Below are 26837 nucleotides of genomic sequence, written 5' to 3'. Positions count from 1 at the left end.
ACGAAGAATAGGTCTTTTTGTATCAGTAGTAATGTGATAGGAAAGACAAAGAATGCATTTAAACGGATTTGCATTTAGCCATTAGACTTCTACCCCTTCCGGTTCCACCCACCTTCCATGTTCTTTAATCAGTTCAATTAATTGGTCGAGTGCTTGCTCGGATGGCACGCCTCGTTTTACGACTTCCTGACCTTTGTAAAGTGTGATCTTTCCTTTACCAGACCCCACATATCCAAAGTCTGCATCGGCCATCTCTCCGGGACCATTTACAATACATCCCATGATTCCGATCTTCACACCTTTGAGGTGATCTGTTCGCTTGCGAATCATCGCGGTTGTTTCCTGCAAGTCGAAGAGTGTTCGGCCACAGGATGGACATGAGATATACTCAGTTTTTGTTATCCTGGTACGAGCAGCCTGAAGAATTCCGAAAGCCGTATTGTTATACAATTTCAACTGATCTATAGAAAGAACATTTTCTGGAGTTAGCATGATGCCGTCTCCAATTCCGTCAATGTATAAAGCCCCGGCGTCTGTTGCAGCATAGATCATGAATTCATCTTCACTAAGGTCTGGATAGGATTGTCGAAGGACTACAGGAACATCGATGTTTTGATTCATGAGCTCAATCACGAATCTGCGAATGCTTGAGGAGGAATGAGACTGCTCAGAATGTAGAATAAGAACCGTATTGAGGGTTTTTCTTACGAAACCAAAGATTGTTTGGTTGTAATTATCCGTATCTATCAATACAAAGTTTAACTTCTCGTGAAGTGCTTCAACTTCTTGTAAATCAGCTATTAATGGAAACCTATTTGTTTGATCGCTGCTTGACTGCCATTTTTCATAATCCAAGACCTCTTTGAGTCCATTTGGTAGCATAAATTCGACCGGATTTGAACCTGTATAAATGTAGTCTGCACCTAGATCATTCATCCCCCACTTATCCAATTCGGGAAGATACGAATGGCCAATGGACTTCAAATCCTTTACATCGATCTGCTCCAATTTAGAAAAGTCTGCAATGACTCGAGGTACATTTTCATTGCCAAAATTCAGTACTTCATAAGTTGCTCTTCGGTGATATTCGAATGGGTTGATAGGGTTATCGCTGACTGGATTTATCGGCTCATGATTGAGCTTATGTTTGAGTCGATCTACCATGATCTGAGCCACTGGAGCTTCTACTTCCGGCTCCTCGGTGAGCGACACTCTAACCGTATCTCCAAGTCCATCTGCCAGTAACGTTCCGATCCCAACTGCCGACTTGATTCGACCGTCTTCTGCCTCTCCCGCCTCCGTCACTCCGAGGTGCAATGGATACGGTTCTAAACCTTCTTCATCCAATTTGTTTACCAACAACCGGTAAGCCTGTACCATCACTTGTGGGTTGCTGCTTTTCATGGAAATCACCAGATCCTTGTAATCCATCGCCTCACAAATACGGATAAACTCTAGCGCAGACTCTACCATTCCAAGGGCGGTATCCCCATATCTACTCATGATTCTGTCAGATAAAGAACCATGATTGGTTCCAATTCGCATGGCGGTTTTGTTTGCCTTGCAAATCTTAACCAGTGGAGCAAACTTTTCTTCGATACGCTTCAGCTCATCTGCGTATGCGTGATCCGAATATTCTATCTGTTCAAATTTCTTCTTATCAGCATAGTTGCCCGGGTTGACACGCACTTTTTCCACAATGGTCGCTGCTAGCTCAGCTGCATTTGGGGTGAAGTGGATGTCTGCAACCAGAGGCACATCACAGCCCCTCTTTCGCAGTTCATTCTTAATGTTTTCCAGATTCTGCGCTTCCTTTATGCTTGGAGCAGTAATTCTTACATATTCGCAACCAGACTCCACCATTCGCAATGTCTGTTCCACCGAACCCGTGGTATCCATGGTATCCACAGTAGTCATGGACTGTACCCTGATTGGGTTATCTCCACCCATGGGCACATCACCGATAAAAACCTCACGGGTCTTTCTTCTGGAGTATTCAGTCAGACTATTGCAATATTTGTGAGTCATATATCTCCTAATTGAGGTCTTAACACAATATCTTCTACCACGGTATGTTCACTCAACCGATAAGTCGCATGGATGGTTTCGGCAATATCTGATGGCTTCATGAATCGTTCTTCTGGGAGCTCCACACCATCCCAACTAGGTGTTAACACGGCTCCTGCCAAAATAGAAGTCACACGAATGTTAAATTCTTTCAATTCTTCTCTCAAGGCTTGTGAGAAGCCGTAAAGTGCAAACTTGGAAATGCTGTAAGAACCACCATTTGGATACGCATTTAAACTTGCTACTGAGCATAGATTGAATATATGACCACTCTTATCTTTTTTCATCTGAGGAATAATGCCTCTAGAAACATGATATGCACTGTATAGATTAGTATTTATCATCTTTTCAAGCACTCCATCCTCTTCTTCGTGGACCAGTCCTGGGATAAATACACCTGTATTGTTTATCAGAATTTCTACCGGCTGACCGATCATTCGAATAAACTCAATAAAGTCCTTCGCTCCCTCCTTCTTAGAAAGGTCTACTGCGTATGTATGAATCAATTCATCATACTCTTTATTGATCTCTTCGCGCAAGACAGTAAGGTCATGATCGTTGCGGGCACATGTGGCTATTGGGAATCCATCCTCAGCAAATCGTTGGATAATCGCTTTCCCAATTCCCTTGGTTCCACCAGTCACAACAACTAATCTCTCTGAATTATTCATATTTAACTTTTCGGTTATTCCTTAAGGTGTTATGTTTGACAAAGCTAACAATCTTAGCGCACGCAACTTCATGAAGAGTTTAGGTAAATTCATCATCTTTTTAGGTCAGCTTTTTGTTCGAAGAGAAACATTCGCAACATACGTCCATCGCATTGTGGATGAAAGCATTAAAGTTGGTTACAATTCTGTTTTCATTGTAGTGATTGTTTCAGCGTTTATGGGAGCGGTTACTACCGTTCAGACCGCATACAATCTCATTTCTCCTTTGATTGCAGATCCTATTATCGCGCTCGTTGTACGAGATATGACGCTCATTGAGCTGGCACCAACCATTACAGCTATTGTGTATGCGGGCAAGGTGGGGTCTAATATTGCTGGTGAAATTGGCACCATGAAAATAACGGAACAGGTAGATGCTTTGGAGGTAATGGGTATTAATGCCACCTCCTACCTGGTTTTGCCAAAGATTGTTGCTTCTGTCATAATGTTTCCGCTGTTGGTAATAATGGCTGGTTTTGTCTCTATTTACGGAGGCTATCTCACAGCGCTGTTTACTGGAGTGATCTCAGGAACTGACTATATCCTCGGCATTCAAATGGACTTCAATGCTTTTCAAGTAATTTTTGCATTGATCAAAGCCGTGGTATTTGGGTTTCTGGTTGCGGCCATTAGCTCCTACAAAGGATATTTTACAAGCGGTGGCGCATTGGAGGTTGGTCAATCCTCAACCAATGCTGTAACAAGCAGCTGTATCGCAATCCTGGCAGGTGATTACATTCTCGCATACATGCTAGCACCATTTCTCACACCATGATCGAAGTTTCTAACATATCAAAATCATTTGATGGCAAGCAAATTCTCTACAACATCAGTGTTGAATTTGAAAAAAATAAAACCAACATGATCATTGGTGCGAGTGGAACAGGCAAAAGTGTTTTACTCAAATGCATCGTAGGTCTAATTTTGCCAGATGAAGGAAAAATTGAATTCAATGGAAGAAGTTTTGCTAACGCCTCTAAGGAACTTCAAACAGAAGTACGTCGTGAGATGGGCATGCTTTTTCAAGGAGGTGCGCTATTCGATAGTCTGACAGTAGAACAAAACGTGATGTTTCCATTAAATGTACTCACAAAGCAATCGATGGATGAGAAACTTGATCGTGTGAATTTTTGCTTGGAACGCGTTGGATTGGAAAACGCAAATCATAAAATGCCTTCAGAGATATCCGGAGGGATGAAAAAACGAGTTGGTATTGCTAGAGCAATCGTAACCAAGCCAAATTATCTATTCTGCGACGAGCCTAACTCAGGACTTGATCCTCAAACATCCATCAAAATTGACAACCTGATTAAAGACATCACCGACGAATATGAAATGACGACAGTCGTGGTGTCTCATGATATGAATTCTGTCCTTGAAATTGGAGACATTGTAAATTTCATGCATGAGGGACGATTATTATGGACTGGGCCGAGCGATGATATCGGTAATTCAGATGTTCAAGAGCTCAATGAGTTTGTCTTTGCCGGTCGTTTGATGAAAATGGTGAAAGGTAAATAATCAAAAATCCTCACTGTGAGGTGAAACTTTCGCTCCTTTCAATCCATCCTTGATTGTAACTATTCGTGCTAGTATCAGTAAACTGTTATTAGCCAATCAATTCCACTATGATCAAAAACTACCTACTAACCTCCTTTCGCCATCTATTGAAGCAGCGATTTTTTACCTTTCTAAATGTACTAGGATTAGCCATTGGCCTATGTGCTTTTTGGCTAATTAACCATTATGTCTCTTATGAGCGAAGTTTTGAAAATTTCATGGAGAATGGTGACGATATCTACCGAGTGCAGTTGGATGTGTATCGAAATGGTGAGCTCATTTACAAGAGCTCGGAAAACTATGCAGGAGTAGGTGCCGCTATGATGGAAGAATTCCCTGAGGTGATCGACTTTGCTCGATTATATAACATGGGCTCCAAGAATAATGTGATCATCACTTGGGAAAATGGTCCAAATGGTCCAGTGGTATTCAAACAGCAAAAATTTCTATATGCTGATGCATCTATTTTAAGGCTCTTTTCATATGAAATGGTTCATGGAGATCGGGATAATGCATTAGAAGAGCCCTTTACAATTGCCATTTCTGAAACCATGGCTAAAAATTACTTTGGAGACGAAAATCCACTTGGCAAAACGCTTCGGTTGGAAGACGATGACTTTAACGATGAACCATGTATCGTAACTGCAGTTTTCAAAGATCATCCAAACAATACTCACTTGAAATTTGATGTGCTTATTTCGTTTCCCACGATCTATGGCAGGTATGATGGAGCTTTAGCACGTTATAAAACCGGATGGGGAAGGAAAGACTATTACACGTATGTTCGATTGGCAGAGGGCGTTAATCCAAACGAACTTGAAAGGAAGCTTCCAGAATTGGTTTCAAAATTCAAGCCTGAATTAGCAGAGCAAAATGGTGAGGATGTATTACTACTTCAACCAGTAAAGGACATTCATCTAAATTCTCGACTTACTGATGAAGCTGAGATAAATGGGAATGGGGAAGCTGTGGGATATCTAGCGATAATCGCCTGGTTTATCATCATCATCGCTTGCATCAACTATGTAAATCTAAGTACAGCCAAGTCAGTGGAACGTGCGAAAGAGGTGGGATTACGGAAAGTAGTGGGTTCACAGAAACTGCAGTTAATCATCCATTTTCTAATTGAATCTAGCATTATTTTCTTGCTGGCCATTCTAGTAGGACTCATTTTGGTGTTACTTGTTAATCCATTTTTTAATGATATTGGCGGAACCCCTTCTTCTTACCTTATTTGGACGCAACCATGGTTTTGGATCAGCGCACTGATCTTCTGGATTGGCGGTTCATTAATTACTGGATTTTATCCAGCGTTAGTTTTGTCTTCCTTCAAACCGGTGGAAGTCCTCAAAGGGCAATTCAAAGGAAAAGGTGAGGGAATTCTTCTACGAAGGGCATTGGTCATTATGCAATTTACTACTTCCGTTGCGCTCATTATAGGAACGCTCATCGTCTATGAACAAATGTCATTCATGCAAAACCAAGACCTTGGCTATAGTACAGAACAAATTATGGTCGTGGAGCGTCCGTCTACAAGAGACACATCAAATGTACAAGCTCGGAATGATTACATGTCCTTTAAAGATGGCCTTGCCGACCAACCTATGATCACAGGCGTTGCAGGTTCGGGCATGTTACCAGGGAAAAAATTGCGATTTAAAACACAGATCAGAAAGTTGGATCAAGAACCTGATGCAGCAACCACTTTTGCCATCAGCAGCATGGATTATGAATTGTTTGATCTGATCAACATGGAAATGGTAGCTGGGAGAAATTTCTCACGAGATTTTATAAAAGATCCGGATACGGCAATTGTTGTTAATGAATATGGAGCCAGAGCACTTGGATATTCTCCTGAAGAGATTGTGGGAAAATATGTCTCGATAGATCAGTTTAGATGGAAACCTCAGGTTGTTGGAGTGCTAAAAAACATTCACAATGAATCACTTCAGGAGTCTATGCAACCACTAGGATTCTTCTTGCAGCAATACAATCATGAATACATGATGATAAAAATGAGTACACATAATATTGCGGCAACTGTTGACGCTGTAAAGGCGCAATGGGATCAAAGTTTTGCAGGGAATCCTTTTGAGTACTTCTTCCTCGATAGCTATTTCGATAGCTATTATCAATCGGAAAAGAGCTTTCGAGACTTGTTTTTAATCTTCACCATCTTGGCAATACTCATTGGATGCCTCGGATTATTTGGACTATCTTCCTACACGGCTGTCCAGAAAACCAAAGAAATTGGCATTAGAAAAGTCTTGGGCTCTTCTACCAGTGGAATTATCAAATTAATGTTTAAAGACTTTCTAATCTTAATTGGAATAGCAAATCTGATTGCCTGGCCAACAGCCTGGTACTTCTTGAGTGGATGGCTAGACAACTACCCATACCATGTTTCGATTAACTTTATGTTTTTCGGATTCGCTGCCTTGATGGTATTGCTGATTGCATTTCTGACGGTAAGTTTTCATACATTCAAGACCGCCCAACTCGATCCAGCCAAGACTTTGAAATATGAGTAAAAGAGAGTCAATCCTTCATACACATATTTGAAACTATTGTACTTTTAATACAATATTTACAAGATTTTAGCATTCTAGTAATATTCAAATGAGTAAATTTGATCTTTGAATATTACTATTCAATCTCATGATCGCCAGGCTTTTTCTCACCATACTTTTGGCCTTGATCGGACTGTTGGGCTACGGGCAATGCAGTTTATTAAGCACCACCATCAGCGTAGATTTTAGCGCAGACGGTACCTGTGCACCTGTCACAGTCAATACCTTTACCGTTACATACACCTTCAATGCTGCTCAAAATCCTGCAGACATAGAAATCCAGTTTATCTGGAATGATCCCGCAAATACTACAGAGACCATTTCTGGTGCTGGCCTGACCGTTTCAAATGGAGACAGAACCTATGAGGCTACAGCAACACCTTTCCCCTATCCGGATACTGGCCCGGAATGCTTCTTTGAAGCCCAGGCTTTTATCATTGTAGCAAGTGACATCTGCGAGACATCCGAGCAGACACAAATTGTACCATCATGGAATTTTGATGATGAAAACGGTGGTGTAATAGCTTTTGATCCTGGTCAATATGATATGTGTGAAAATACCGCACTTACCAACGTCGTGTTTGATGATGCCTCCACATTCAACTGCAACATCAATGACAACCCGGACAATCCCAACCAAATCTCTCGCTGGGTTCAGTTTGTCTATGGAACCGATCCTGCACCTGCTGTAGGTCGATTGAGAGATTTGACTGTTGATGATGGTGGAGCAGTTGTGGTCACAGATAATTCGGGCAATCTTTCTGCCGCATCTACAAGAGGTACTGGTGCAGTGATGGTCACAGCAGGTTATTTTGGACCGGTGGAAGAAGTGCCTTTTCCAGCGGATGTCCCTATTCACTCCACATTTCCTATTTCAGCTCCAGCTAATGCAGCTAATCTAATTGGAACCACCTTCGAGGTTACCATGTACAATTGGAATACCTGTAATCCATTCAATGGAGACCAAAATGATCCCAACTATGTAGATGCGGTTTCGGAAATTCTGGTGATACAGGTTATAGCCCCACCCGTTCCCGATTATGTAGCTAGAGATGGTGGATCCGGTGGTCCTATTCTCACCGAATTTTGTATCAATTCAGATATCTACTTCGACAATCAAACACCGGGTGGACCATACAGTTATTTATGGCAGTTTTATGATGGACCCTTGGATTCAGATCCTCTATTAGGTACATCGACGGCCGTCAACCCCACATTTAATTTTGATTCCGGTGGTCCTAAATTGGTTCGACTAACTGCAACTGATCCCAACGCTGATGGCACATGCGATGTTGTCTTCGATGACTTGGTGAATCTCTCTCCAGACGCGGTGGCAGATTTTGAGTTTTATGATGGTGCCTTCGCAGCTCCAATTAACGCTGACTTCTGCCAAACAGGTGCCGATGTGTTTACAGTAGGTTTTAGAGATAATACTGTAGACCAGCCAAATACCGAATTCAGATTCGAGTTTTACAATGAAAGCAATGTTCTAATCGCGACTCAGCCAACGGATGGCTCCTACCTTGTTGATCCTGTGCCTGATTTTACGCGTGATTTTTCTACTGAAGAATATACCATCGTACGATTGGTGGCTCGTAATACTTCCACGCTTTGCGGTAGCACAGATCAAGACACAGTTTTTGTTTATGGTAGACCTCAACCAGCCTTTGCTTCTAACGAAGTTTGTGCAGAAGACAGAACTACATTTTCAGGAATTGCCGATCCCATTACCAGCCTTACCACTCAAGTTAATGCTGATGAGGTGGATTTATATGAGTGGGATTTCAGCTACAATGGCGTTTTCAATGTTGAGCTTATCCGAACGGACAATAGTAATTTCAACTGGTACCTTGATGGTTCGGATATAGCCACAGGAGTAGAACCTGTTACCTCAGTTGATGGCACATATACTGTAGCACTTCGAATGACCACACAAAAAGGCACTTGTACCGACCTAATTACTCAAAGTGTTATCATTAATGAAAATCCCGATGCACAGCTATCACATGATGCTGTTGGTGATGTGTGTCCAGGGGATATCATCACGTTTAACAACGATTCAAATAATCCAAGCCTACCGGGCACCACTTACAGCTTAGAAGTAACTCATCCTCCCTCAGGGTTTACCTTCTCCTCAACGCTAACCTTAGCCAGCACACCACTTTCGTTTGATAACCCGGACGACACAACACGAACTTATCAAGTGCAGATTAGAGCCGAATCTACAGATGGTTGTGTCACTTTCAGTGGAATAGAAACATTTCGTATTTCTCCGGATGAGGTAGCTGGGTTTGATGACCCAGCCTATAATTTTTTCAATACTAATTGCTCTCCATGGAACAGCACCATGTTGGTGGATGCAGCCACTCAAAGCTTATCTGCAGACCTTTATCGCTGGACTTTGCTGGATGTCAATGGCACCGTTACTGGCTATCCAATAGTGAAGAATAGTGTAGATGCAAATTTCAATGAGCTTGATTATGAGATCATTAATACGTCTGCCACAATCATGAACTATGCAATGGTATTAGAAGCTGAGAAAGCAGGAGTGTGTATTTCTAATGATACCTTTAATATTCAAATAAGCCCACAGCCTTTGGCGGATTTTACCTTTGATCGATCGGAGGATTGCGATCAGGTCAATTACACGCTTGAGGCCACTCAAAAAGGATTGTCAGACTATGATTGGACTTTCACCCCAGTGCCTGATGTCACATTCGGAGCAGGTGATCTGGTTATGATCTCATACAACCGTGAAGCAAACACAGGCAATGACATTAATGCGCAAATCACTTTAGTGACAACCAATTTAGCATCTTGTCAAAGCGACCCGGAAATTATTAACGAGACGATCGAAAAACAACGGCCTGCAAGCATCGTTGATTTCACCTTGTCAACGACGACATTGCAATTGCCAGACAATACAGTTACGATAACTAATAACAGCACAACAGGAGGAGGACTTACTTATGAATGGGATTTTGGCGATGGAAGCTCTTTTTCTGGATATGATCCCGGGTCACATGTATATAATCAGTTCGGAACGTATGAAATTACGCTAGCAATAATTGATAATTTCTGTACGATTGAGACTTCTCAGAATATAACTGTCTTCCCAACTGCTCCCATCCTTGATTTTGAGGCTGATGTATTGGAAGGGTGTGCTCCGTTGACCGTACAGTTTACCAATCTATCTCAATTTGCCGTCGCTGGGGAATATCTATGGGAATTTGATGATGGAAGTATTTCCAGATCAGACAATCCAACACATACCTTCTTTGCTGGAGGCAACTTCACAGTACGCCTCAGAGGGGAAAATGAAGTAGGCACCAATTCCGAAATAGAGAGAGAAGAATACATCTCGGTTTATGCACGCCCTTTTGCAGACTTCCTCGTTTCGACACGTGTAGTTTACATTCCAGACCAAGAGGCTGTTTTTAGAAACCTGAGTGAAAACGCCTCAACCTTCCTTTGGGACTTTGGCGATGGCACAACTTCTACCGATTCAGATCCAAGGCATGCTTACGCGGATGAAGGATTTTATGACATTACTTTAATAGCCACCAACGATTTTGGTTGTGTGGACACGCTGTTCCGCTCGGCCGAAGTGGAGGCGATTTCAGGAGGACAAGTAAATACACCAAATGCATTTACGCCTAGTTTGAATGGACCATCTGGAGGTACTGTTGGCGGTGGTAATGGTGGAGACCCATCTCGCATTAATGACGTCTTTTTACCTCGTCTTGAAGGAGTAGAAAGATTCAGAATGCTGATCTACAATAAATGGGGTGAATTGATTTTTGAAAGTAACTCGCAAGATCAAGGTTGGGACGGATACTATAGAGGCCAATTAGCTCCATCCGGTGCCTATGTTTTTAAGTTGGAGTTGAGATTTTCGGACGGAAGAGACATTGTGAAAGTTGGTGACGTAACCCTAATCCGCTGATGAAGAAGGTTAGTATATATATCATCATTCTCCTGCTAACAAGGATCATATATGCACAAGATGCTCAGTACTCTCAATTTTATGCAAATCCGATTTATCTCAACCCGGCATTTGCCGGAACTGCTCCTGATACGCGTGCTGTTTTCATTCATCGCATTCAATGGCCAAACCTTCCACAAGCCTTTTCTAACTCCACTGCATCAATAGATTACAACGCAAGTAATATTAACAGTGGATTTGGACTTGTTTTCCACTCAGATCAGGAAGGCACGGCGGGATTAAAAAGTACAACTGGTTCCTTCATCTATGCCTATGAAGCAAACCTTAACAATAAGGTTGTATTCCGTCCTGCACTCAAGTTCGGATATACTTTCAGGGATATTGATCGCACTAAACTTGTGCTAGGTGATCAGGTAGATTTTGGTGTTGACGGCACGCCATCACAAGATCCTCAGATCAATTCCATTCGCTTAAAAAACCACTGGGACATTGGCGCTGGTTTTTTGATCTATACGAAGAAGAACTGGTTTGGTGTAGGCATTGACCATCTCACAAGACCAAATCGTTCACTACTGGAAGGTGAAGACAACTTACCTATTCGATATTCAATTCATATTGGAAGTCGATATCCACTTCAAAAGCTGGTAAATATTGGAACCATTGTTCCTTCTATAGCACCAAGCATTCTATACCGGAGGCAGGGTGAGTTTCAGCAGATAGACGCTGGTGCTACCGTACATTTACAACCCGTTTTGATTGGTCTATATTATCGAGGAATGCCTTTTATTAAGAATGATTTTGGCTTACTCAATCAAGACGCGATCATACTCGTGGCTGGAGTTGAGTATGCCAACTTCGAATTTGGATACAGCTTTGATCTCAACCTATCCAGGTTAGATCCAGTGGCTGGTGGAGGTGCTCATGAATTTTCACTGATCTATAATTTTCGAATGCCAAAAGATCCTTACAAAACACCGAGCAGAAAGAAAAAATTGGGTTGTCCTACCTTCGTTCATAAACTCGGCAACTAGAAGAAAGCGGTAACCTGCACATTACCGGTGTGAATAGCGCCAACATCTTCAGATTTTCGGCCATTATATAGTAATGATATCTGCATTCCCTTCGAGAGTTTTTGTTGCCAATTGACTTGCCAGGTTTGATTTGTTCCAGGCTGGAGCGCATCCAATAGCAAATAACCCAAGTAAGAAGTTGGGTCCCCTTGAAAATCTAATTGAACAATTGAAAAAGAGCCTCTCAATGAACCGCTTCCTGCCTTGTTCCAGGTTAATTCTGTCATGTAAACTTTCGAAGTTGCTGACTCAGAACTCGATTCTATCCATTCATTACGCTTGATTTTACGTTCGAAACTCCCTATCAATCGCAAGACATTAGATGGTTGCCATATAAGCTGAGGCCTGTAGGAGTTGGAAATGATTTCAAAATTTCTTGAATCCAAAAAATCTGATTGATTGAGTAATTTTCCAATGGTTGTAGTCACTCTAAAAGTATACGCTGCATCGATATCTACTTTCGCATTAGATATCCACTCTTTCTTTTCTCTCGTCTCAAAACCTTGAACTAAAAGCTGCTTATTATCTGAATTTTGATAAGTAAAATCACCTGCGAATCCTCTCCCATTTCGATTATAAAACAACGTATAGCGCTTACTATTCTGGATACTAATCAGTTTCTCATCATCCAAATCAAACAAGAAAGGATTTAACCTATCCGCATATTGATCTGATGTTGTCTTGAAATTCACATTCAGGTTGATGTTTGCAGACAGCTTTGAAGCAAGTGTTCTGAATCCACCTTGACTTCTCCAACTTGAGGGTAATCGTGCATCTATGGTATGCAAATAGAATGTCTGAAACGATGTAATGTAATCGTCTGTTGGAGTGAATATCTTCACATAATTTCGCTCATCCGGATTTATGGCTTCAAAAAATTCATTCAAGTCTTGTACGTTATCTCCATTAGTATCACGCCATGTATGCGTCCCTTCTCCTGTTGTCACAGGTAGGTATATAAATTCTCTTCTTAACTCCCGACTATTTCCTGTAGCAAAGGAAAAATTTGATCTTAGATTTCGATCTAGCATGGATTGTATCCAATTGACTCTGCCATTAATTACCTCATCCTGACCAACATTTAAATTCAACTTATCGTCCACTTGTCTATAATTGACATCTGCGGACACGCTCGTTTGCTCTGTGCTTATGCCGTATGAAGCCCTAAGATTTTTTGAAAACAAATAGTCCTCCAAGCTGCCATCGACAGGAAGTCGATCATTACGCAGCTGATAGCCAATGCGATAAGTTGATTTTGCTGAATCTGTGCTTTCCAAATAGAATTCATGGGCTTTATAATTCATTAACGAGCTGATTATGCTATCCCCTCTTGCTACCTCGTTTTGATCCATATCAAATATATATCCTGGCGCCATCTTCCATTTTCGATAGCTCACATCCGACCTTGATCTCAACCAGTCAGTAGTTCTTTCCTGCTGATCATTGCTAAGCACAAAGTGAGAAGAAATCAATTTAAAATTGGAAACTTCCTGATTGAAGTCCAGCTGATGTTGCCATCCATCAATAAAAGATGAGCGCTTTCTTCGATTCAGTGATGCTTCGAAACGATTCGCATCATTCTTTCTGAGTCCTCCATTTATGAAAAGAATAAGATCTTGTGATCCTTCATTTGGATTGGGGCTAAAATTCCAATCACGATCAAAAAGGATAGGCCGATATCGGTCGATGAATGTAAAGTCAGTATCATCAAACTCCATGGATATAGATCCAACCCAGGTATAACCATTAATGAAAGATGGCCTTCCTGATGTCTTAAATGATGTGAAATATCCCCTACTGGAATTGTCATCATCATCCTGGTTTGAATAGAGGTTTCGATCCGTATTTGAGAAAGCGACCTCAGCTTCTATAGATTCATAGGAGGAAATTTGAACCTCTCCTCCAACAGAAATCATCTGCCTGCTGTTTGGTAACGGAATAAATGCTCCAGCTTCATAATTTCCTTGTGACTGACCTCCTTGCGGGGATATCCATTCATACACTCTTCCATTGGCTGTAGTTTCACTAAGTATATAATCGCCGTTTCCAAAGCCAACATCAGAAAAGGAAGGGCTGACTAGTCGAGCAGATGCAGCAGTAGAATACTCAAAGATGGATTGAGTTAATCCATCAAAGTCTATGGTGTCTTTTTGAATGTATAAAATTCGATTTTCTGAAAACTGTACCGAATCGAAACTTGTAATAAAGGCTTGATCTATATCATCCCCAATACCTCTTAATTGACTCAAGTCAGCTTCATTTAGATTGAAGCCAAAGCTGCTGTTAGGGTTATCTCGCTCACGATAGTAATTAGCAAATACCTTCACCTTCTCGTTGGATACAGATTGATAGGCAGAAAGATTTGATCGACTATAAAACTGCTCGGCATATTCAAAGTCCACACGAATGATTGTAAACTGAGTAATGATAATATGATTATTGAGTGTGATTTCACCAAGATTGTAGTCAATCACGTAATCCCTATCAAATCCACGTTCCATCAGTTTGCCATCAATAAATACTTTTTCTGAGTTTGCTAAAACGATAATGAATCGCTCACCATTCGGCCCTCTTAATTTATAAGGCCCTGAAAGGCCATCTATTGGCTCAATAAGTGCGGAGTTAAACTTTCCTTTGGATAATGCACCTGAAACTCTTGACTCGTGTTTCCAATTGCCCGACTGCCCTCGATAGCTGCCCTGCAATCCCTGAACGTTTTTATAATAGCGCAAGAAGTAACCGGCATCTTCTGGTTGTTGTAATACAATATCTCCAGCAGTCAAATCAAACTTATCATTGTATAGTTTGATGAATACGTTATCAAAATCACGAATCTGTTGCGTATTACCTTCTGGTTGATAAGGTATATTTTGATCTGTTATTACAGCAGATATATTTAAATTCTCATCCAACTTACCTTCCATTTGAAGGTTGAGCGTGGAATTAACAAACAAACTTTGACGGTTTCCAAAAGAAACTCCTCGAGAAATTGCTCCGTATTTTTCCACTCCTCCAAATTCAAAGAGCTCTTCTTTACCTACTGTCGGATTACTTCTGACGATTTCAGTGATCCTTCTTGAATCATCATATGTTGACAAGCTTCGATTTTGAAAAGGTTCTGTTAGGAGAGATGAAAAAATGCGATAGCAGACTTCAATCTGTTTGAATTCCGAATTGACTGAAATTAGCTTCGTAGAATCATCCCAGGTATATGAAGCATTGACACTAATAGATCCTGGTTCAATAACCAACGTGTCAAGCCTTATCTGGGTGTTTGTTGGAATAGTTTTACACTTAAGATTTTGTCCGAATGTGCTTTGAGGAACAAGGAAAAAAAGACTAGTGACTAGCCAAAGGCATAGAAATGAAAAACGTGGTGCCTTCATCTTGCTTAGATTCAAACCATATATTTCCTCCCGCGTTTTCAATTCCTTTTTTGGCTAATGCCAGACCAATGCCACTTCCTGTTGATTTTGTACTAAAATAGTTCAGGAATATCTTTTCTCTTAACTCTTCCGGCACTCCCTTGCCATTGTCTCGTACAGTCAATACTCCTTTTCCAGACTTTACCTTAAGCGAGATCAATATCTCAGCATGCTTTTCAATTACTGATTGTATTGCGTTGAGAATAATGTTATTCAGAATTCTTTTGAAGATATCTTTATCTGCTTCTATTCTTATATCCGTGCCTACATCCAGAGTTATAGAAACATCTTCTGCACTATAGAGTTCTACAACATCTTTTGTTAGCTGTCCCCAGTCAAAGATCTGATTATCAGGAGCTGGCATTTCTGCAAATGCAGAAAAAGACTCCGCGATCTGACTTAAGGTATCAACTTGCGTAAGCAGCGAAGTAAGTGTCTCATATTCTTTGGATTCAACTTCATGCCTTCTCAGCATTTGCTGAATCTTCAGCTGCATGGGCGTAAGTGGGTTCTTAATTTCGTGTGCTACTTGCTTTGCAATTTCTTTCCAAGCGGTTTCCTTTTGACTTTTCGCAAGTGCACGTTTACTTTCCTCAAGCTTGATGAGCATTTGATTGTAGTCCTTAACCAAAGAGCCAATCTCATCGGACGACTCGTATTCTATCGGCTTATTCACCTCTTGTAAGGTTACTCTTCTGATCTTGTCAGCAACCATACGAAGTGGTTGTAATAAGTTATTCAGAACAGCATTACCAAACACAATTGCTATAATGAATATAAAACCAAAAATGGTAATGAGGTTGCCGAAAACTTCAATCTGTTGACGTCTAAGGTGATTCTTTGAATCGAAAAATGGCATTGCTATGAATCCTGCAACCTGATTATCTACTGTATTTACTACGGCATAGCACACCTTGTAATCAAGCTTTCCTACGGATTCGTCGGCAATTATGCTTTGGTTTTCTTTGACTACAAGCTCCTCAAAAACGATTGGATTAATCAGGTTTCCAAGCAAATTCAAATTGAATATTTCAGGTTGGCTTGTGGCCACCAAATATCCCGATTCATTGTAAAAGCTTAAATCCGATTGTATATAGCTGCTAATCTCTGTAAGATGAAAAGCAGCTCGCTCATTGTTTACCTCTTCAATATCTGTAGACAAAAGTTCTGATATGTATAGCGCTTGCTTTATGTAACTTCGATTGATCTCTTCGCGATATGAAGTATTCAGCGTATTGAGTAAAGCAAATCCAGCAATCAAAAGAGGAATGATAAAAGCTAATCCTAAGAATAGCTGAATTTTCCCTGTGAAGTTTAATTTAAATCCTCGTTCCACAACTGAACTTAGAATACTGAAAATCCCAAATGAGAAGAGTAAAAGCAAAAAGAGAAATGAGAAATTAGTGATTCTATCTTGGGCCTCATATTTATTAGATATAATCAAGATTGTTCTTCCATCAACTGTTTTTACACCGTAGTAGTGCCGGCCATTCTTTTCAATCCCATCTATGTAAAGCTGAGTGCGCTCAAAATCCTCATGCTGTGGCCACTCACCTTGTCCGAATTTGCTTCGATGAAATAGAATATCATCACCCGCAAAAACTGCATAATCAAAATCATTTGAAACAGAGAAATATTTATTGTCCGTAAGCAGTGCTGGATAAACGCTCGTTGGAACGCGCTTCTTAATTTGCAGAATAATTAATCCAACAAGGTCTCCAACATTAATTTTACAGGTGTATTTAAAAACAGTCCCTTCATCAACAAAGTAGATATCTTCATAGTCAGATTGATTTTCAGGTGTTAGCAAGCTATACTCCTTAGTAAATCTTGAGTTTAGCTTTAACTGCTGATAATCTTGAAAGACGATTTCTAAATCGTATTTGTTGAAATATGGAGTCAGAAATTCGCTACGAATTCGATCTTCTAGCACTTTTCGGCTCCTTTCACTAGCAATTAAAGCTAGATTTTCATCTTCAGATAGTTTTCTAATGGTTTGATCCAAGTAATATTCGCCAAGAACATCACGCTTTAAGAGTAGGTAGTTTGCAAACTTCTTTTTTGAATCTAACACGGCGCTCTCTTCATACTTGTAAATGCAAAACGCTAATACAGTTGAAATTCCTACGCTGACTATCAAAATGAAGAGTAAGTTAGAATAAGTGAATTCCTTAAATGATTTCCCCCATTGATACCTCAATGAGATCAAAAGAACCGATACGTGTACAAAGCTGAACGTAATAGACAAAACATCAAGAAATCCTATAACCAGAGCCGCGAGTAATGCTCCGATAATTGCATGCCCAATAAAATGACTTCTTCTAATTAACTGAAGTGTCAGGTAGGTAAAGTAAAAATATCCAGTGCTCGATAAAAGGATACAGAGGTAGGCAACAGATCGAAGAAGGTCAAATTCTATGGATTGTCCTACATCCAATGAAAGTTGAGAGTTGCTGATAATACTCCAAGCCACATGCAAGACTAAGCCAGACAAAATCGTATTTACTGCACACACTAGACCAACTCCCCATTTTAACCGGCGTATGCTGATAAGGTATCTTGCACTTGCGAGAATGATAACATTTAGCATAATGCAGTTGATCAATAGATCACCAAGGGTCGGATTTACAACTGAAGAAGTGTACTTGAGCGGATCAAACAAATCATACCTGAAGAGTAATTGAAACGCATCAAATTCTAGACTCAGATACCTAAGAATGAGTAGCCCAAAAAATACGCGCCAATAGGATTTTATGCTAATCTGACTGAACTTCCAGTATTCACCAAACAAGACTATCAATACAATTAAAGACACTAGCGCATCAATAACTTTATTGGGCATAGATTTCACATCGAACGAGAGTAACTCCCTAAATCGATAGGCACCATTATCAATAGAGACATTATCTACAGATTTGTCAAGCAGTTCACTTCTGCCTTTACCTAAGTATTGGTTAGTAATAGCGTATTTTTCAACAAGCTGATGGCAAGATAAGTATGTGCATTTTTCATCAGATATCTTTTGAATAATAAAGACGCCTAATTCGTTTTGAACTACTTGAATAGAATCATTTGAAATTTCTGATATAAATGGTCGGTTATCACTCCATTCAGAAAGTCTGCCTTTACAGATAGTGCGCTTTCTAAATAGCTGATCAGCATCTACCCCTTTTTTCCAAGCAAGAAGGTCTTCATGCTGAATTTCGATAATGCTATCAATACTAGCAATTACTCTTTGCTTGTTTATATTATCCCAATTAATCAGAAAATGATTGACAAATAACGCAAGAGAACAACCGATAAGTAAACCGATGGATAGCTTTTGATTCACAAGCTTGAATATACAATAATCAAGCCTTTATTCGCCCTCTAACTCTTCCAAATGAGATATAAGAAGACTATTCTTGAGTAACGAAAGTTTAGTGGAAAAAGGATTAAGGCTACGACGAGAATAGAAACAAGGTAGACATTCAATGCAGGATCGTTGAAGAAATAGAAAAGCACAAAAGCAGTAATCAAGAAAATAGCTGTAGAAAACCCATAGCTTATATACATGGCTCCATAAAAATTTCCTGGTTCCTTTTCATACCTAAGATTGCAATTTGGACAGTTGGCATGCATTGAAGACATTTTTTTTACGTTCATTGTGGAATGAGTAAATATCTCCCCTTCTCTGCAACGAGGGCATTTAGCTTTTAATACGCTTGATAAAACTGACACTCTTATTTGTTTTGCTGTTTTTATACCAAAGAAAAATAAGGACGAATACGACTATATAAGGAGTGAAAAAAAGGAACATAATGCCATTGTTAAGTCCTTCAGCCATAGATGTCTCCCCCGCGCTTACATTATTCTTAATCTGAGTTCTGCACATTGCACACTGAGCCCAATTTATGAATGGGATCATGGACAAAGAAGCAAATGCAAGCGCCTTCTTCATAGATTAAAAGTAGTATGGCTTAATTAAAAAATACACAATTACTCCTGTAACTGACACATACATCCAAACAGGATAAGCATACTTTACAATCTTTCTATGACGTACTATTTGATTGGACAGTGCATAATAAAAAGCAAATAGAACAAACGGTACAACAAGGATAGAAAGTAATATATGACTTGCTAGAACAACCAAATAAACTACTCGACTAGTTCCAGCTTTAGTTAATTCAATCTCATCCACAACACCATCATGATTCATATCACCAAATTTCACTGACTGTACATTTGAATGATACAAGATATATGAGACGAGAAAAAGTACACCTAGAACTAAAGAAGCAAACATGAAAGAACGATGCGCCACTATGTTTCCTTTCTTTATAGATACCAAGGCGGCAATTAGAGTAACTACAGTTAGTGAGTTAATTATCGCATGAACTGCAGGCAGCACTTTAACCCAACTACCTGCCCCGAGCTTAGCAGGAAAAAATATCAGAAATGCTACCACAAGTGGAATCACAAGAGAAATAATGAAAATGATTCTAAGGTAAGATTTATTACCTGATAGTTCCTTTTCCATAGGTTTGCTGGAGGGTTAAAATATCTAGCTCCGTCAATAATTGATCTACTCCATCACGAGAAAGCTCATAGCTTCCCCAAATTCCTTTCTCGTTAGCTAAAACTAAATCAGCGTCTGATTGACCGACACAATCGAAAAAAGATTGAGACTCATACAACAAAGTAGCCTTACGCTTATCTGTAGCAAAAATCACTCTATTCAAATAATTGGTTTCTATAATTGAAAGAGAATCGCTTTTAGAAACTACTGAGATAGTGCTGTATTGCTGACATTGCTGGGGTATATCAGACATTAGGGTAAGAGAAAACCTATTGTCTCCAAATAGCTGTAAAAGAAGATACCATCCCACTGGTATCAGAAATACAAGAAATATTATGATTCGCTTAAGTCCTCGGCCCTTCAAGTGATCCTATATCAATAGAGAGCTTCTAGAATTGCTCCACCTTGATAAATCATGATGAAGATGAAGAACACAACAAAAAGCATAGGAAGTACTATTGACATCTTCAATGACTTTTTCTCGTGTCCAAGGTGCATGAATTCTGCAACAATGTAGTATGCTTTTACAATCGTAAGTACGATAAATACGATTATTCTTACCCATTTATGTTCATGAGGTACAGTAAATGCGATTCCAAATTCAATTAAGGTAATCACTGCCAGATAAAGCATAACCTTAATGAAGTTTTTCACTTTAGCCTTGTTTACCGGCTGTACTTCTACTTGTGGAGTTCGTTGTTCCATTTATTTGTAACTGATAAGATTAAACAAGGTAAAAGAATGTAAATACAAAGACCCAAACAAGATCTACAAAGTGCCAGTAAAGTCCAACCTTTTCCACCATCTCGTAATGTCCTCTTTTTTCGAAAACGCCTACAGTAGCTTGATAGAATATGATGAAATTGATTAGCACCCCACTAAAAACGTGGAATCCGTGAAATCCAGTAATAAAGAAGAATAATGCCGCAAAATTCGGTGGACCATATTGATTATAGGATAATCCTGCACCTTGAAAAATACCTTCAAGATTCATTGAAATGTCAGCACCATGAATGAAGTGTGCCCACTCCCATGCTTGACATCCAAGAAATGTTAATCCTCCTAGAATTGTCCAAAGCATCCACTTTTCTACTGCTTTTCTATCCATTCGCTCACCAGCCTCAACAGCTAAGACCATTGTCACACTACTGATGATCAAAATGAATGTCATTAAACCTACGAATACCAATGGAGCACTTTCTATGCCTAAAGCGTGCATTCCAGGGAATGCCTCAAATACTTTTTCAGGAATTGGCCAATATTCTTGAGAGAATTTGAAGTCAGCAACCGATCCTGCATATGCGGGGTGACTGAAGCGAATAAGACCGTACGTGATTAAAAGAGCAGAGAAAGTAAACGCATCTGATAGTAGGAAAAACCACATCATCAGCTTGCCGTAGCTTGCTTTCATTGGAGATACACCTCCACTCCAAATGTTCTTTTTATCTTCTTCTACTATTACAGCTGTGTTAGCCATTCGTGTTAGATTTTGTAGGTTAATTATTGAAAATCAAAAATAAGTATAAATACAACCAAAGTCCACCAAGAAAATGCCAGAAAGTGGCACACATTTCTATTCGAACCAAACTCTTTGAATGTACTTGATATTTAAATGCCTTCCCGAGAACGATCAATAAAAATATTATAGCTCCAGCCAGATGGACTACATGAAGGCCCGTGAAAATATAGATAAAAGAGCTGGCAGGATTGCCCACAAAATAATATCCGCCATCAACTAACTGGCCCCAAGCCTTTAGCTGACCAACAATAAATATTATTGCAAGGATCGCCGTTATTACTAAACCTATTCTGATATTTTTAATATTATTTCTCTTAGCTGAAATGTATGAATAGTGCATGGTTATACTACTCAGAATGATAATGACCGTGGTAAATTGAAATAAGGATGGGAAGTCTATATATATCCAATCTCCAATTGATTTCTTAACTATGTATGCACTAGATAGTGAAATGAAAACCATAATTATAGATACCAGAAAAAGCCACATTGCAAACTTCTGTGGGTGCATTGACCTTACCTTATTTCCCGCTTGCATTTCTCCAGTCATATCTTATCTAATAAAAAGGTTATTTGAACAATTGGTAGGTATATGAATGATCCAAACATAATCCTACGTGCCTTTTGATTTGAGGTGTCTTTCATCAAACTAAATGTTTGTGCTAAAAAAAGCACTCCACAAACTGTGGCTACCACTCCACTAGTCAAACCTGTAAGTCCAAAATAAGTAGGTAAAAGGCCCAGAGGTAATAAGAACAGTGTATAAACCATAATGTTTATTGCTGTATTCAAATCTTTTGCTCCTCCTCCGGGTAATAACTTGAAGCCGGCTTTTTTATAATCTTCATCGGAAACCCAAGCAATAGCCCAAAAATGTGGAAACTGCCAGATGAATTGGATTCCGAAAATAATCATTGCCTCATACGACAATGCACCACTTGCTGCTGCCCATCCAATGAGCGGAGGTAGAGCTCCGGGAATAGCACCGACAAAGACTGCAATAGATCCTACACGTTTAAGAGGTGTGTAAACAAACGCATATAATACTAATGAAAGCAACGAAAGTGACGTAGCTAACCAATTGGTAGCAAGAAACATTAACACCAGGCCGACAATTCCAGTGAGAATACTAAACCAAACTGCTTCTGATTCTGTAATTCGATTGGAAGGTATTGGTCTATTCCTTGTGCGCTTCATTATGGCGTCATACTTCTGCTCTATGACTTGGTTAATAGTAACAGAAGAACCTGAAACCATGAAACCAGCTAATAGGAAAACGATTAAACTCGCCCAGTTAAATACAGATTGAGTGGCGAGGGCATAGCCAAAGCCTGAGGAGAAAACCACCAAAAAAGAAAGTCTCGGTTTTAACAACTCATAGTAAGCTTTTGCCTTTTCAGCCACAGAAATATCAATATGTGCAATCGATGAGCTCACTTTTCTAATTTGAGTCGCAAAGTTAAATAAAACAGCAAGCTAAAAATACCTACAGCAAAAATTAAATGAAGTGGCTGCAGCCAAAATGGGAAAGAAAATTGAGCCATCGCTATCCCAGCAACCATTGCCAGGAATACTAATATCACTAAGTACATAGAAGCGCTAACTAACCAGCTTTCTTTTGTCCTTTTGGCATAGTAAAACAGTACAACTACACCAATCAACATCAGCCACGAGTATGACCTATGAATGTAAAATGAAGTACTTAAACTCTCACTCCAATCACTTCTTCCAATGGTTGAAATAAGCAAATCATCAATGGTACCTCTTACCTCTGTTCCTAAAATCAACTGAGGAATAAATAAAACAGTTGTGATCAGGCTGATCCAAAATAATGGAGAGTGTCTAAAAATTCCTAATTCCTTTACCACGACATTCATCCAAATAAGCATTGCTACTATGACCAAAGCAAGTAACATATGAAATGTAATGAATCCGTGAAGTAAGTTCGTTGATACCACCAAAGACCCAACCCAGCCTTGAAACCCAGTAAGGACAAATATCATCACTCCCATAAAGGGGATCCATATTGACTTCTTTCTAAATGAGAAGGAAAAAATCATATTTAAGAAAACCAGAAATCCGATTATTACACCTACAAGTCGATTTATGTATTCAATCCACGCTTTTACCACATCAAATTCTTGCTCCACAAGTACCGTTGGGGATTCAGTAATTCTTGTGCTTAAAGATTCGTATCCTAACTTGCTGAACACTCCTGCCAACCGTTCATTTTTTGAGATACGCTGTTCACGAAAGATGTCTTGATAGTTATCAGGAAGAGCTTCAGAAGTGGTTGGTGGAATGTAAGACCCAAAACATTTCGGCCAATCTGGGCAACCCATGCCAGCTCCCATGACACGTACAATGCTCCCCACTAGGATCAGTACCAAAACTGATCCTAGTGTAATAGCATTAATTCTTAAAAAATTCTTTTGATTAACTAGCTTTCTCAACTCCTGTAATATCTTCTTCCTTTGTTAGCTCATTTTCATGCTCAAGGTTAGATTCAGGAGTGTGTGAATAAGGTACCGTTTGCGGAATGAAGTCATCCTTGGCTCCAGGCTTACTGTAATCATATGGCCATCTGAAAACTTTTGGTATAGCTCCAATCCAATTTCCATGCTCTGGGAATCTAGGAGTTGTCCATTCAAGCGTGTTCGATTTCCATGGATTCGCAGGTGCCAGCTTTCCTCTATATATACTATAGAAGAAATTGAATAAGAATATGAACTGAGCCGCAAAAGTCAAAATTGCTGCAATACTTACCAATGCATTCAAGTCACCATAGATATTGAAAGTCTCAAACGAGGTGAATGAATAATATCTTCTTGGAAACCCTGCTATTCCAATATAGTGTAGAGGGAAGAACACCATATAGATTCCTACAAATGAAAGCCAGAAATGTAGCTTTCCAAGCTTGTCATTCATCATTCTACCGAAAAACTTAGGGAACCAATGATATACTCCAGCTAAGAGTCCAAAGAACGATGCACTTCCCATTACCAAGTGAAAGTGAGCAACAACAAAATAAGTATCATGCAAGTTGATATCTAAGACTGAGTTACCAAGGAAGATACCGGTAAGTCCTCCGGATATAAAGAATGATACCAAACCTATTGAGAACAGCATTGCTGGCGTAAATACTATATTCCCCTTCCACAATGTGGTAATGTAGTTAAATGCTTTGATCGCTGATGGTACAGCAATTACTAAAGTTAAAATAGTAAATACGGATCCAAGGAATGGATTCATACCCGTCACAAACATGTGATGCGCCCATACAATAAACGATAAGAATCCAATGCCCAACATGGAACCAATCATCGCTTTGTATCCAAAAATTGGCTTACGAGAGTTTGTTGCAATGATTTCTGATGTTATTCCAAGAGCTGGAAGGATTACAATATATACTTCCGGGTGTCCTAGGAACCAAAACAGATGCTGATATAAAATTGGACTACCTCCCACATTAGGAAGAGCTTCACCTGCTATAAATATTTCCGATAAATAAAAACTCGTACCAAATGATCTATCAAAGATCAAAAGAAGTGCTGCTGACAATAAAACAGGAAATGAAAGCACTCCCAAAATTGCCGTAATTAGAAACGACCATATCGTTAGCGGAAGTCTTGTAAATGACATGCCTGGCGTTCGCATGTTTATGATTGTAGTGATGTAATTTATACTTCCAAGCAATGATGAGGCAATGAATAAGGCCATCGATACTAGCCATAAAGTCATTCCTAAGCCTGATCCTTGAATTGCCTGAGGAAGCGCGCTTAATGGTGGATAAACTGTCCAGCCACCTCCAGCAGGTCCTGTCTCAATGAATAAAGACACAAACATCACCACACTAGAAGCGAAGAAGAACCAGTACGAAAGCATGTTCATGAAACCTGAAGCCATGTCCCTTGCACCGATCTGAAGTGGGATCAAGAAGTTTGAGAAAGTTCCACTCAATCCTGCTGTTAATACAAAAAATACCATAATAGTACCATGCATTGTTACCAATGCCAGGTAGAACTCTGCATCGAGTTTACCCTCTGTTGTAATCCATTGGCCCAACATTGGTCGCAACCATTCTAGGTCCATATCAGGAAAACCAAGCTGAAGTCTGAAAATGATAGAAAGACCTCCTCCTATCAATGCCCAAAAAATTCCTGTAATCAAGAATTGCTTCGCGATGGTCTTGTGATCAGTCGAGAAAATATACTTGCTTACAAACCCTTGCTCATGGTGATCATCGTGGTGATCATCATGTGCTAAATCTTCCTGAAGTTGTATATCTGTTACTGACATATAATTTTATTTAGAACTGCTTGCCGCAGCTGTAACTTTTTGTTCTTTCTCAATGTTTTCAATTCCAGCGGCAATCTTCGCTGCTTCCTTCAAATCCTCAGGAACCTGACTTAAGTATCCAGGATTCTGCTTAAGAAATGAATTTTCTTGATTCTCCTTATACCAGGAGTCATACTCATCCTGCTCTAAAACAACAATGATCCCTTTCATGCCGTAATGGCTCTTTCCACAGATTTTATTGCATACAAGCTCATAGTTGAAGTCGGGATTCCCCGTTTTTTCACGCATGTCTGCCGTACTCAATGTAGGAGTAAACCAAAATCTAGTTGGCATCCCTGGTACTGCATTCATCTGCATTCTAAAGTGAGGATTATAAACACTATGGATTACATCTCTTCCTCTAATTTTAAGATGTACTGGCTTGCCTTTTGGAAGTACAAGTTGCGCTGGCATGAAGTCATCGTGACCTTTTTGATCTTCAAAATCGATGCCCATAGAATTTATAGCATCAATTTTTCTAAAGTCGTAGTTTCCTAACTCTCCATCTTTACCTGGATATCTAAATGCCCATGCATACTGGTATCCCAATACCTCAATTACCTCCGAATTTTCTGGGGCTGGTCCTGTCACCAAATTCCACTGCTTCAATCCAGAAATGATCAACCATGCGAGCACAACCGCTGGTACAATAGTCCATATCATCTCCAACTTATTGTTGTGAGGATAATAGTGCGCTTTGTTATTCTCCTTATATCTGTATTTCCACCCAAATCCAAATAGGAAAATCTGAGTTAAGATGAATACAAATACCGTCACCGCCATGGTAATCCAAAAAAGGTTTTCTGTCACTACAGCATGCTCTGAAGCAATTGGTAAATTATAAGTGTCATACTCCTTCATGGAGAAGTAAAAGAAACCCGTAATTCCAGCTATCAGAAATACAACCATGAGTGCACCTTGCAAACTATTGCCAGAAGGTACGTGGCTCTTGCTTTTATCTTTTTTTACAACATCAACTAACGTTGTGACGCGGTAAGCTGTGAATATGACAGCTATTATTAATACGACCGCTATTACAATGATTAAACTAAGCATAATCTATTCCCTCAC

Annotated in this window: 20 protein-coding genes; 5 read left to right on the top strand and 15 right to left on the bottom strand. The window is 39.7% G+C overall.

Annotation, left to right across the window (positions count from 1 at the left end):
- Nucleotides 1–81: 81 nt before the first annotated feature.
- Nucleotides 82–2028 carry a (E)-4-hydroxy-3-methylbut-2-enyl-diphosphate synthase gene (gene ispG, locus ABJG98_RS01425; protein ID WP_348277670.1) on the bottom strand — a complete coding sequence of 649 codons (1947 nt, stop codon included), beginning with the start codon at nt 2026–2028 and terminating at the stop codon, nt 82–84.
- Nucleotides 2025–2738 carry an SDR family oxidoreductase gene (locus ABJG98_RS01420; RefSeq protein WP_348277669.1) on the bottom strand — a complete coding sequence of 238 codons (714 nt, stop codon included), beginning with the start codon at nt 2736–2738 and terminating at the stop codon, nt 2025–2027. The genes ispG and ABJG98_RS01420 overlap by 4 nt, the downstream gene beginning before the upstream one ends.
- Before the next feature lie 70 nt (nt 2739–2808).
- On the opposite strand from ABJG98_RS01420, the gene ABJG98_RS01415 reads away from it, so the two are divergent.
- The 5 genes from ABJG98_RS01415 to ABJG98_RS01395 all read left to right on the top strand — a co-directional run bounded on the left by ABJG98_RS01415 (nt 2809) and on the right by ABJG98_RS01395 (nt 11884).
- A complete protein-coding gene (locus ABJG98_RS01415) occupies nt 2809–3552 on the top strand; it encodes an ABC transporter permease (RefSeq protein WP_348278092.1) in 744 nt (247 codons plus the stop codon).
- The gene (locus ABJG98_RS01410; protein ID WP_348277668.1) at nt 3549–4298 is read left to right on the top strand and encodes an ATP-binding cassette domain-containing protein; all 750 of its coding nucleotides are present in this window, start codon (nt 3549–3551) and stop codon (nt 4296–4298) included. The genes ABJG98_RS01415 and ABJG98_RS01410 overlap by 4 nt, the downstream gene beginning before the upstream one ends.
- Nucleotides 4299–4405: 107 nt before the next feature.
- On the top strand, nt 4406–6868 hold the full coding sequence (locus ABJG98_RS01405) for an ABC transporter permease (RefSeq protein WP_348277667.1): 2463 nt from the start codon (nt 4406–4408) through the stop codon (nt 6866–6868).
- A gap of 127 nt (nt 6869–6995) precedes the next feature.
- A complete protein-coding gene (locus tag ABJG98_RS01400; protein ID WP_348277666.1) occupies nt 6996–10853 on the top strand; it encodes a PKD domain-containing protein in 3858 nt (1285 codons plus the stop codon).
- Nucleotides 10853–11884, top strand: coding sequence for a PorP/SprF family type IX secretion system membrane protein (locus ABJG98_RS01395; protein WP_348277665.1), 1032 nt, complete (start codon nt 10853–10855; stop codon nt 11882–11884). The genes ABJG98_RS01400 and ABJG98_RS01395 overlap by 1 nt, the downstream gene beginning before the upstream one ends.
- Here the strand turns inward: ABJG98_RS01395 and ABJG98_RS01390 are convergent.
- The 13 genes from ABJG98_RS01390 to ABJG98_RS01330 all read right to left on the bottom strand — a co-directional run bounded on the left by ABJG98_RS01390 (nt 11881) and on the right by ABJG98_RS01330 (nt 26822).
- Nucleotides 11881–15309, bottom strand: coding sequence for a hypothetical protein (locus tag ABJG98_RS01390; RefSeq protein ID WP_348277664.1), 3429 nt, complete (start codon nt 15307–15309; stop codon nt 11881–11883). The genes ABJG98_RS01395 and ABJG98_RS01390 overlap by 4 nt on opposite strands.
- Nucleotides 15263–18679 carry an ATP-binding protein gene (locus tag ABJG98_RS01385; protein ID WP_348277663.1) on the bottom strand — a complete coding sequence of 1139 codons (3417 nt, stop codon included), beginning with the start codon at nt 18677–18679 and terminating at the stop codon, nt 15263–15265. Before ABJG98_RS01385 ends, ABJG98_RS01390 begins: the two co-directional genes overlap by 47 nt.
- 38 nt (nt 18680–18717) lie before the next feature.
- Complete coding sequence (locus ABJG98_RS01380) at nt 18718–18993, bottom strand: DUF983 domain-containing protein (protein ID WP_348277662.1); 276 nt, start codon at nt 18991–18993, stop codon at nt 18718–18720.
- Between the two features lie 43 nt (nt 18994–19036).
- The gene (locus tag ABJG98_RS01375; protein ID WP_348277661.1) at nt 19037–19288 is read right to left on the bottom strand and encodes a hypothetical protein; all 252 of its coding nucleotides are present in this window, start codon (nt 19286–19288) and stop codon (nt 19037–19039) included.
- A gap of 3 nt (nt 19289–19291) precedes the next feature.
- Nucleotides 19292–19870, bottom strand: coding sequence for a DUF420 domain-containing protein (locus ABJG98_RS01370; protein ID WP_348277660.1), 579 nt, complete (start codon nt 19868–19870; stop codon nt 19292–19294).
- Nucleotides 19848–20162 carry a hypothetical protein gene (locus tag ABJG98_RS01365; protein ID WP_348277659.1) on the bottom strand — a complete coding sequence of 105 codons (315 nt, stop codon included), beginning with the start codon at nt 20160–20162 and terminating at the stop codon, nt 19848–19850. The genes ABJG98_RS01370 and ABJG98_RS01365 overlap by 23 nt, the downstream gene beginning before the upstream one ends.
- Before the next feature lie 122 nt (nt 20163–20284).
- Nucleotides 20285–20614, bottom strand: a complete 330-nt coding sequence (locus ABJG98_RS01360; protein ID WP_348277658.1) for a cytochrome C oxidase subunit IV family protein — start codon at nt 20612–20614, stop codon at nt 20285–20287.
- Nucleotides 20615–20633: 19 nt separating this feature from the next.
- Complete coding sequence (locus ABJG98_RS01355; protein ID WP_348277657.1) at nt 20634–21386, bottom strand: cytochrome c oxidase subunit 3; 753 nt, start codon at nt 21384–21386, stop codon at nt 20634–20636.
- A 19-nt stretch (nt 21387–21405) separates the two neighbouring features.
- Nucleotides 21406–21978, bottom strand: a complete 573-nt coding sequence (locus tag ABJG98_RS01350; RefSeq protein WP_348277656.1) for a cytochrome c oxidase subunit 3 — start codon at nt 21976–21978, stop codon at nt 21406–21408.
- Complete coding sequence (gene cyoE / locus ABJG98_RS01345) at nt 21975–22865, bottom strand: heme o synthase (protein WP_348277655.1); 891 nt, start codon at nt 22863–22865, stop codon at nt 21975–21977. The genes ABJG98_RS01350 and cyoE overlap by 4 nt, the downstream gene beginning before the upstream one ends.
- The gene (locus ABJG98_RS01340) at nt 22862–23881 is read right to left on the bottom strand and encodes a COX15/CtaA family protein (protein WP_348277654.1); all 1020 of its coding nucleotides are present in this window, start codon (nt 23879–23881) and stop codon (nt 22862–22864) included. The genes cyoE and ABJG98_RS01340 overlap by 4 nt, the downstream gene beginning before the upstream one ends.
- Entirely contained in the window at nt 23865–25727 is a 1863-nt protein-coding gene (locus ABJG98_RS01335) for a cbb3-type cytochrome c oxidase subunit I (protein WP_348277653.1), read from the bottom strand. The genes ABJG98_RS01340 and ABJG98_RS01335 overlap by 17 nt, the downstream gene beginning before the upstream one ends.
- Nucleotides 25728–25733: 6 nt before the next feature.
- Nucleotides 25734–26822: a cytochrome c oxidase subunit II gene (locus ABJG98_RS01330; RefSeq protein ID WP_348277652.1), complete on the bottom strand. Its 1089-nt coding sequence runs from the start codon at nt 26820–26822 to the stop codon at nt 25734–25736.
- Nucleotides 26823–26837 lie beyond the last annotated feature (15 nt).

This window comes from Ekhidna sp., from assembly GCF_039960695.1.
In the GTDB taxonomy this organism is placed as follows: domain Bacteria; phylum Bacteroidota; class Bacteroidia; order Cytophagales; family Cyclobacteriaceae; genus Ekhidna.
Note: the sequence above shows the minus strand (reverse complement) of the source record. Positions and strands in the feature narration are given on the sequence as shown.

Coding starts and splice junctions, on each gene's coding strand:
- ispG (WP_348277670.1), bottom strand. CDS start 2,028: ATGACTCACAAATATTGCAATAGTCTGACTGAATACTCCAGAAGAAAG.
- ABJG98_RS01420 (WP_348277669.1), bottom strand. CDS start 2,738: ATGAATAATTCAGAGAGATTAGTTGTTGTGACTGGTGGAACCAAGGGA.
- ABJG98_RS01415 (WP_348278092.1), top strand. CDS start 2,809: ATGAAGAGTTTAGGTAAATTCATCATCTTTTTAGGTCAGCTTTTTGTT.
- ABJG98_RS01410 (WP_348277668.1), top strand. CDS start 3,549: ATGATCGAAGTTTCTAACATATCAAAATCATTTGATGGCAAGCAAATT.
- ABJG98_RS01405 (WP_348277667.1), top strand. CDS start 4,406: ATGATCAAAAACTACCTACTAACCTCCTTTCGCCATCTATTGAAGCAG.
- ABJG98_RS01400 (WP_348277666.1), top strand. CDS start 6,996: ATGATCGCCAGGCTTTTTCTCACCATACTTTTGGCCTTGATCGGACTG.
- ABJG98_RS01395 (WP_348277665.1), top strand. CDS start 10,853: ATGAAGAAGGTTAGTATATATATCATCATTCTCCTGCTAACAAGGATC.
- ABJG98_RS01390 (WP_348277664.1), bottom strand. CDS start 15,309: ATGAAGGCACCACGTTTTTCATTTCTATGCCTTTGGCTAGTCACTAGT.
- ABJG98_RS01380 (WP_348277662.1), bottom strand. CDS start 18,993: ATGAACGTAAAAAAAATGTCTTCAATGCATGCCAACTGTCCAAATTGC.
- ABJG98_RS01375 (WP_348277661.1), bottom strand. CDS start 19,288: ATGAAGAAGGCGCTTGCATTTGCTTCTTTGTCCATGATCCCATTCATA.
- ABJG98_RS01370 (WP_348277660.1), bottom strand. CDS start 19,870: ATGGAAAAGGAACTATCAGGTAATAAATCTTACCTTAGAATCATTTTC.
- ABJG98_RS01365 (WP_348277659.1), bottom strand. CDS start 20,162: ATGTCTGATATACCCCAGCAATGTCAGCAATACAGCACTATCTCAGTA.
- ABJG98_RS01360 (WP_348277658.1), bottom strand. CDS start 20,614: ATGGAACAACGAACTCCACAAGTAGAAGTACAGCCGGTAAACAAGGCT.
- ABJG98_RS01355 (WP_348277657.1), bottom strand. CDS start 21,386: ATGGCTAACACAGCTGTAATAGTAGAAGAAGATAAAAAGAACATTTGG.
- ABJG98_RS01350 (WP_348277656.1), bottom strand. CDS start 21,978: ATGACTGGAGAAATGCAAGCGGGAAATAAGGTAAGGTCAATGCACCCA.
- ABJG98_RS01335 (WP_348277653.1), bottom strand. CDS start 25,727: ATGTCAGTAACAGATATACAACTTCAGGAAGATTTAGCACATGATGAT.
- ABJG98_RS01330 (WP_348277652.1), bottom strand. CDS start 26,822: ATGCTTAGTTTAATCATTGTAATAGCGGTCGTATTAATAATAGCTGTC.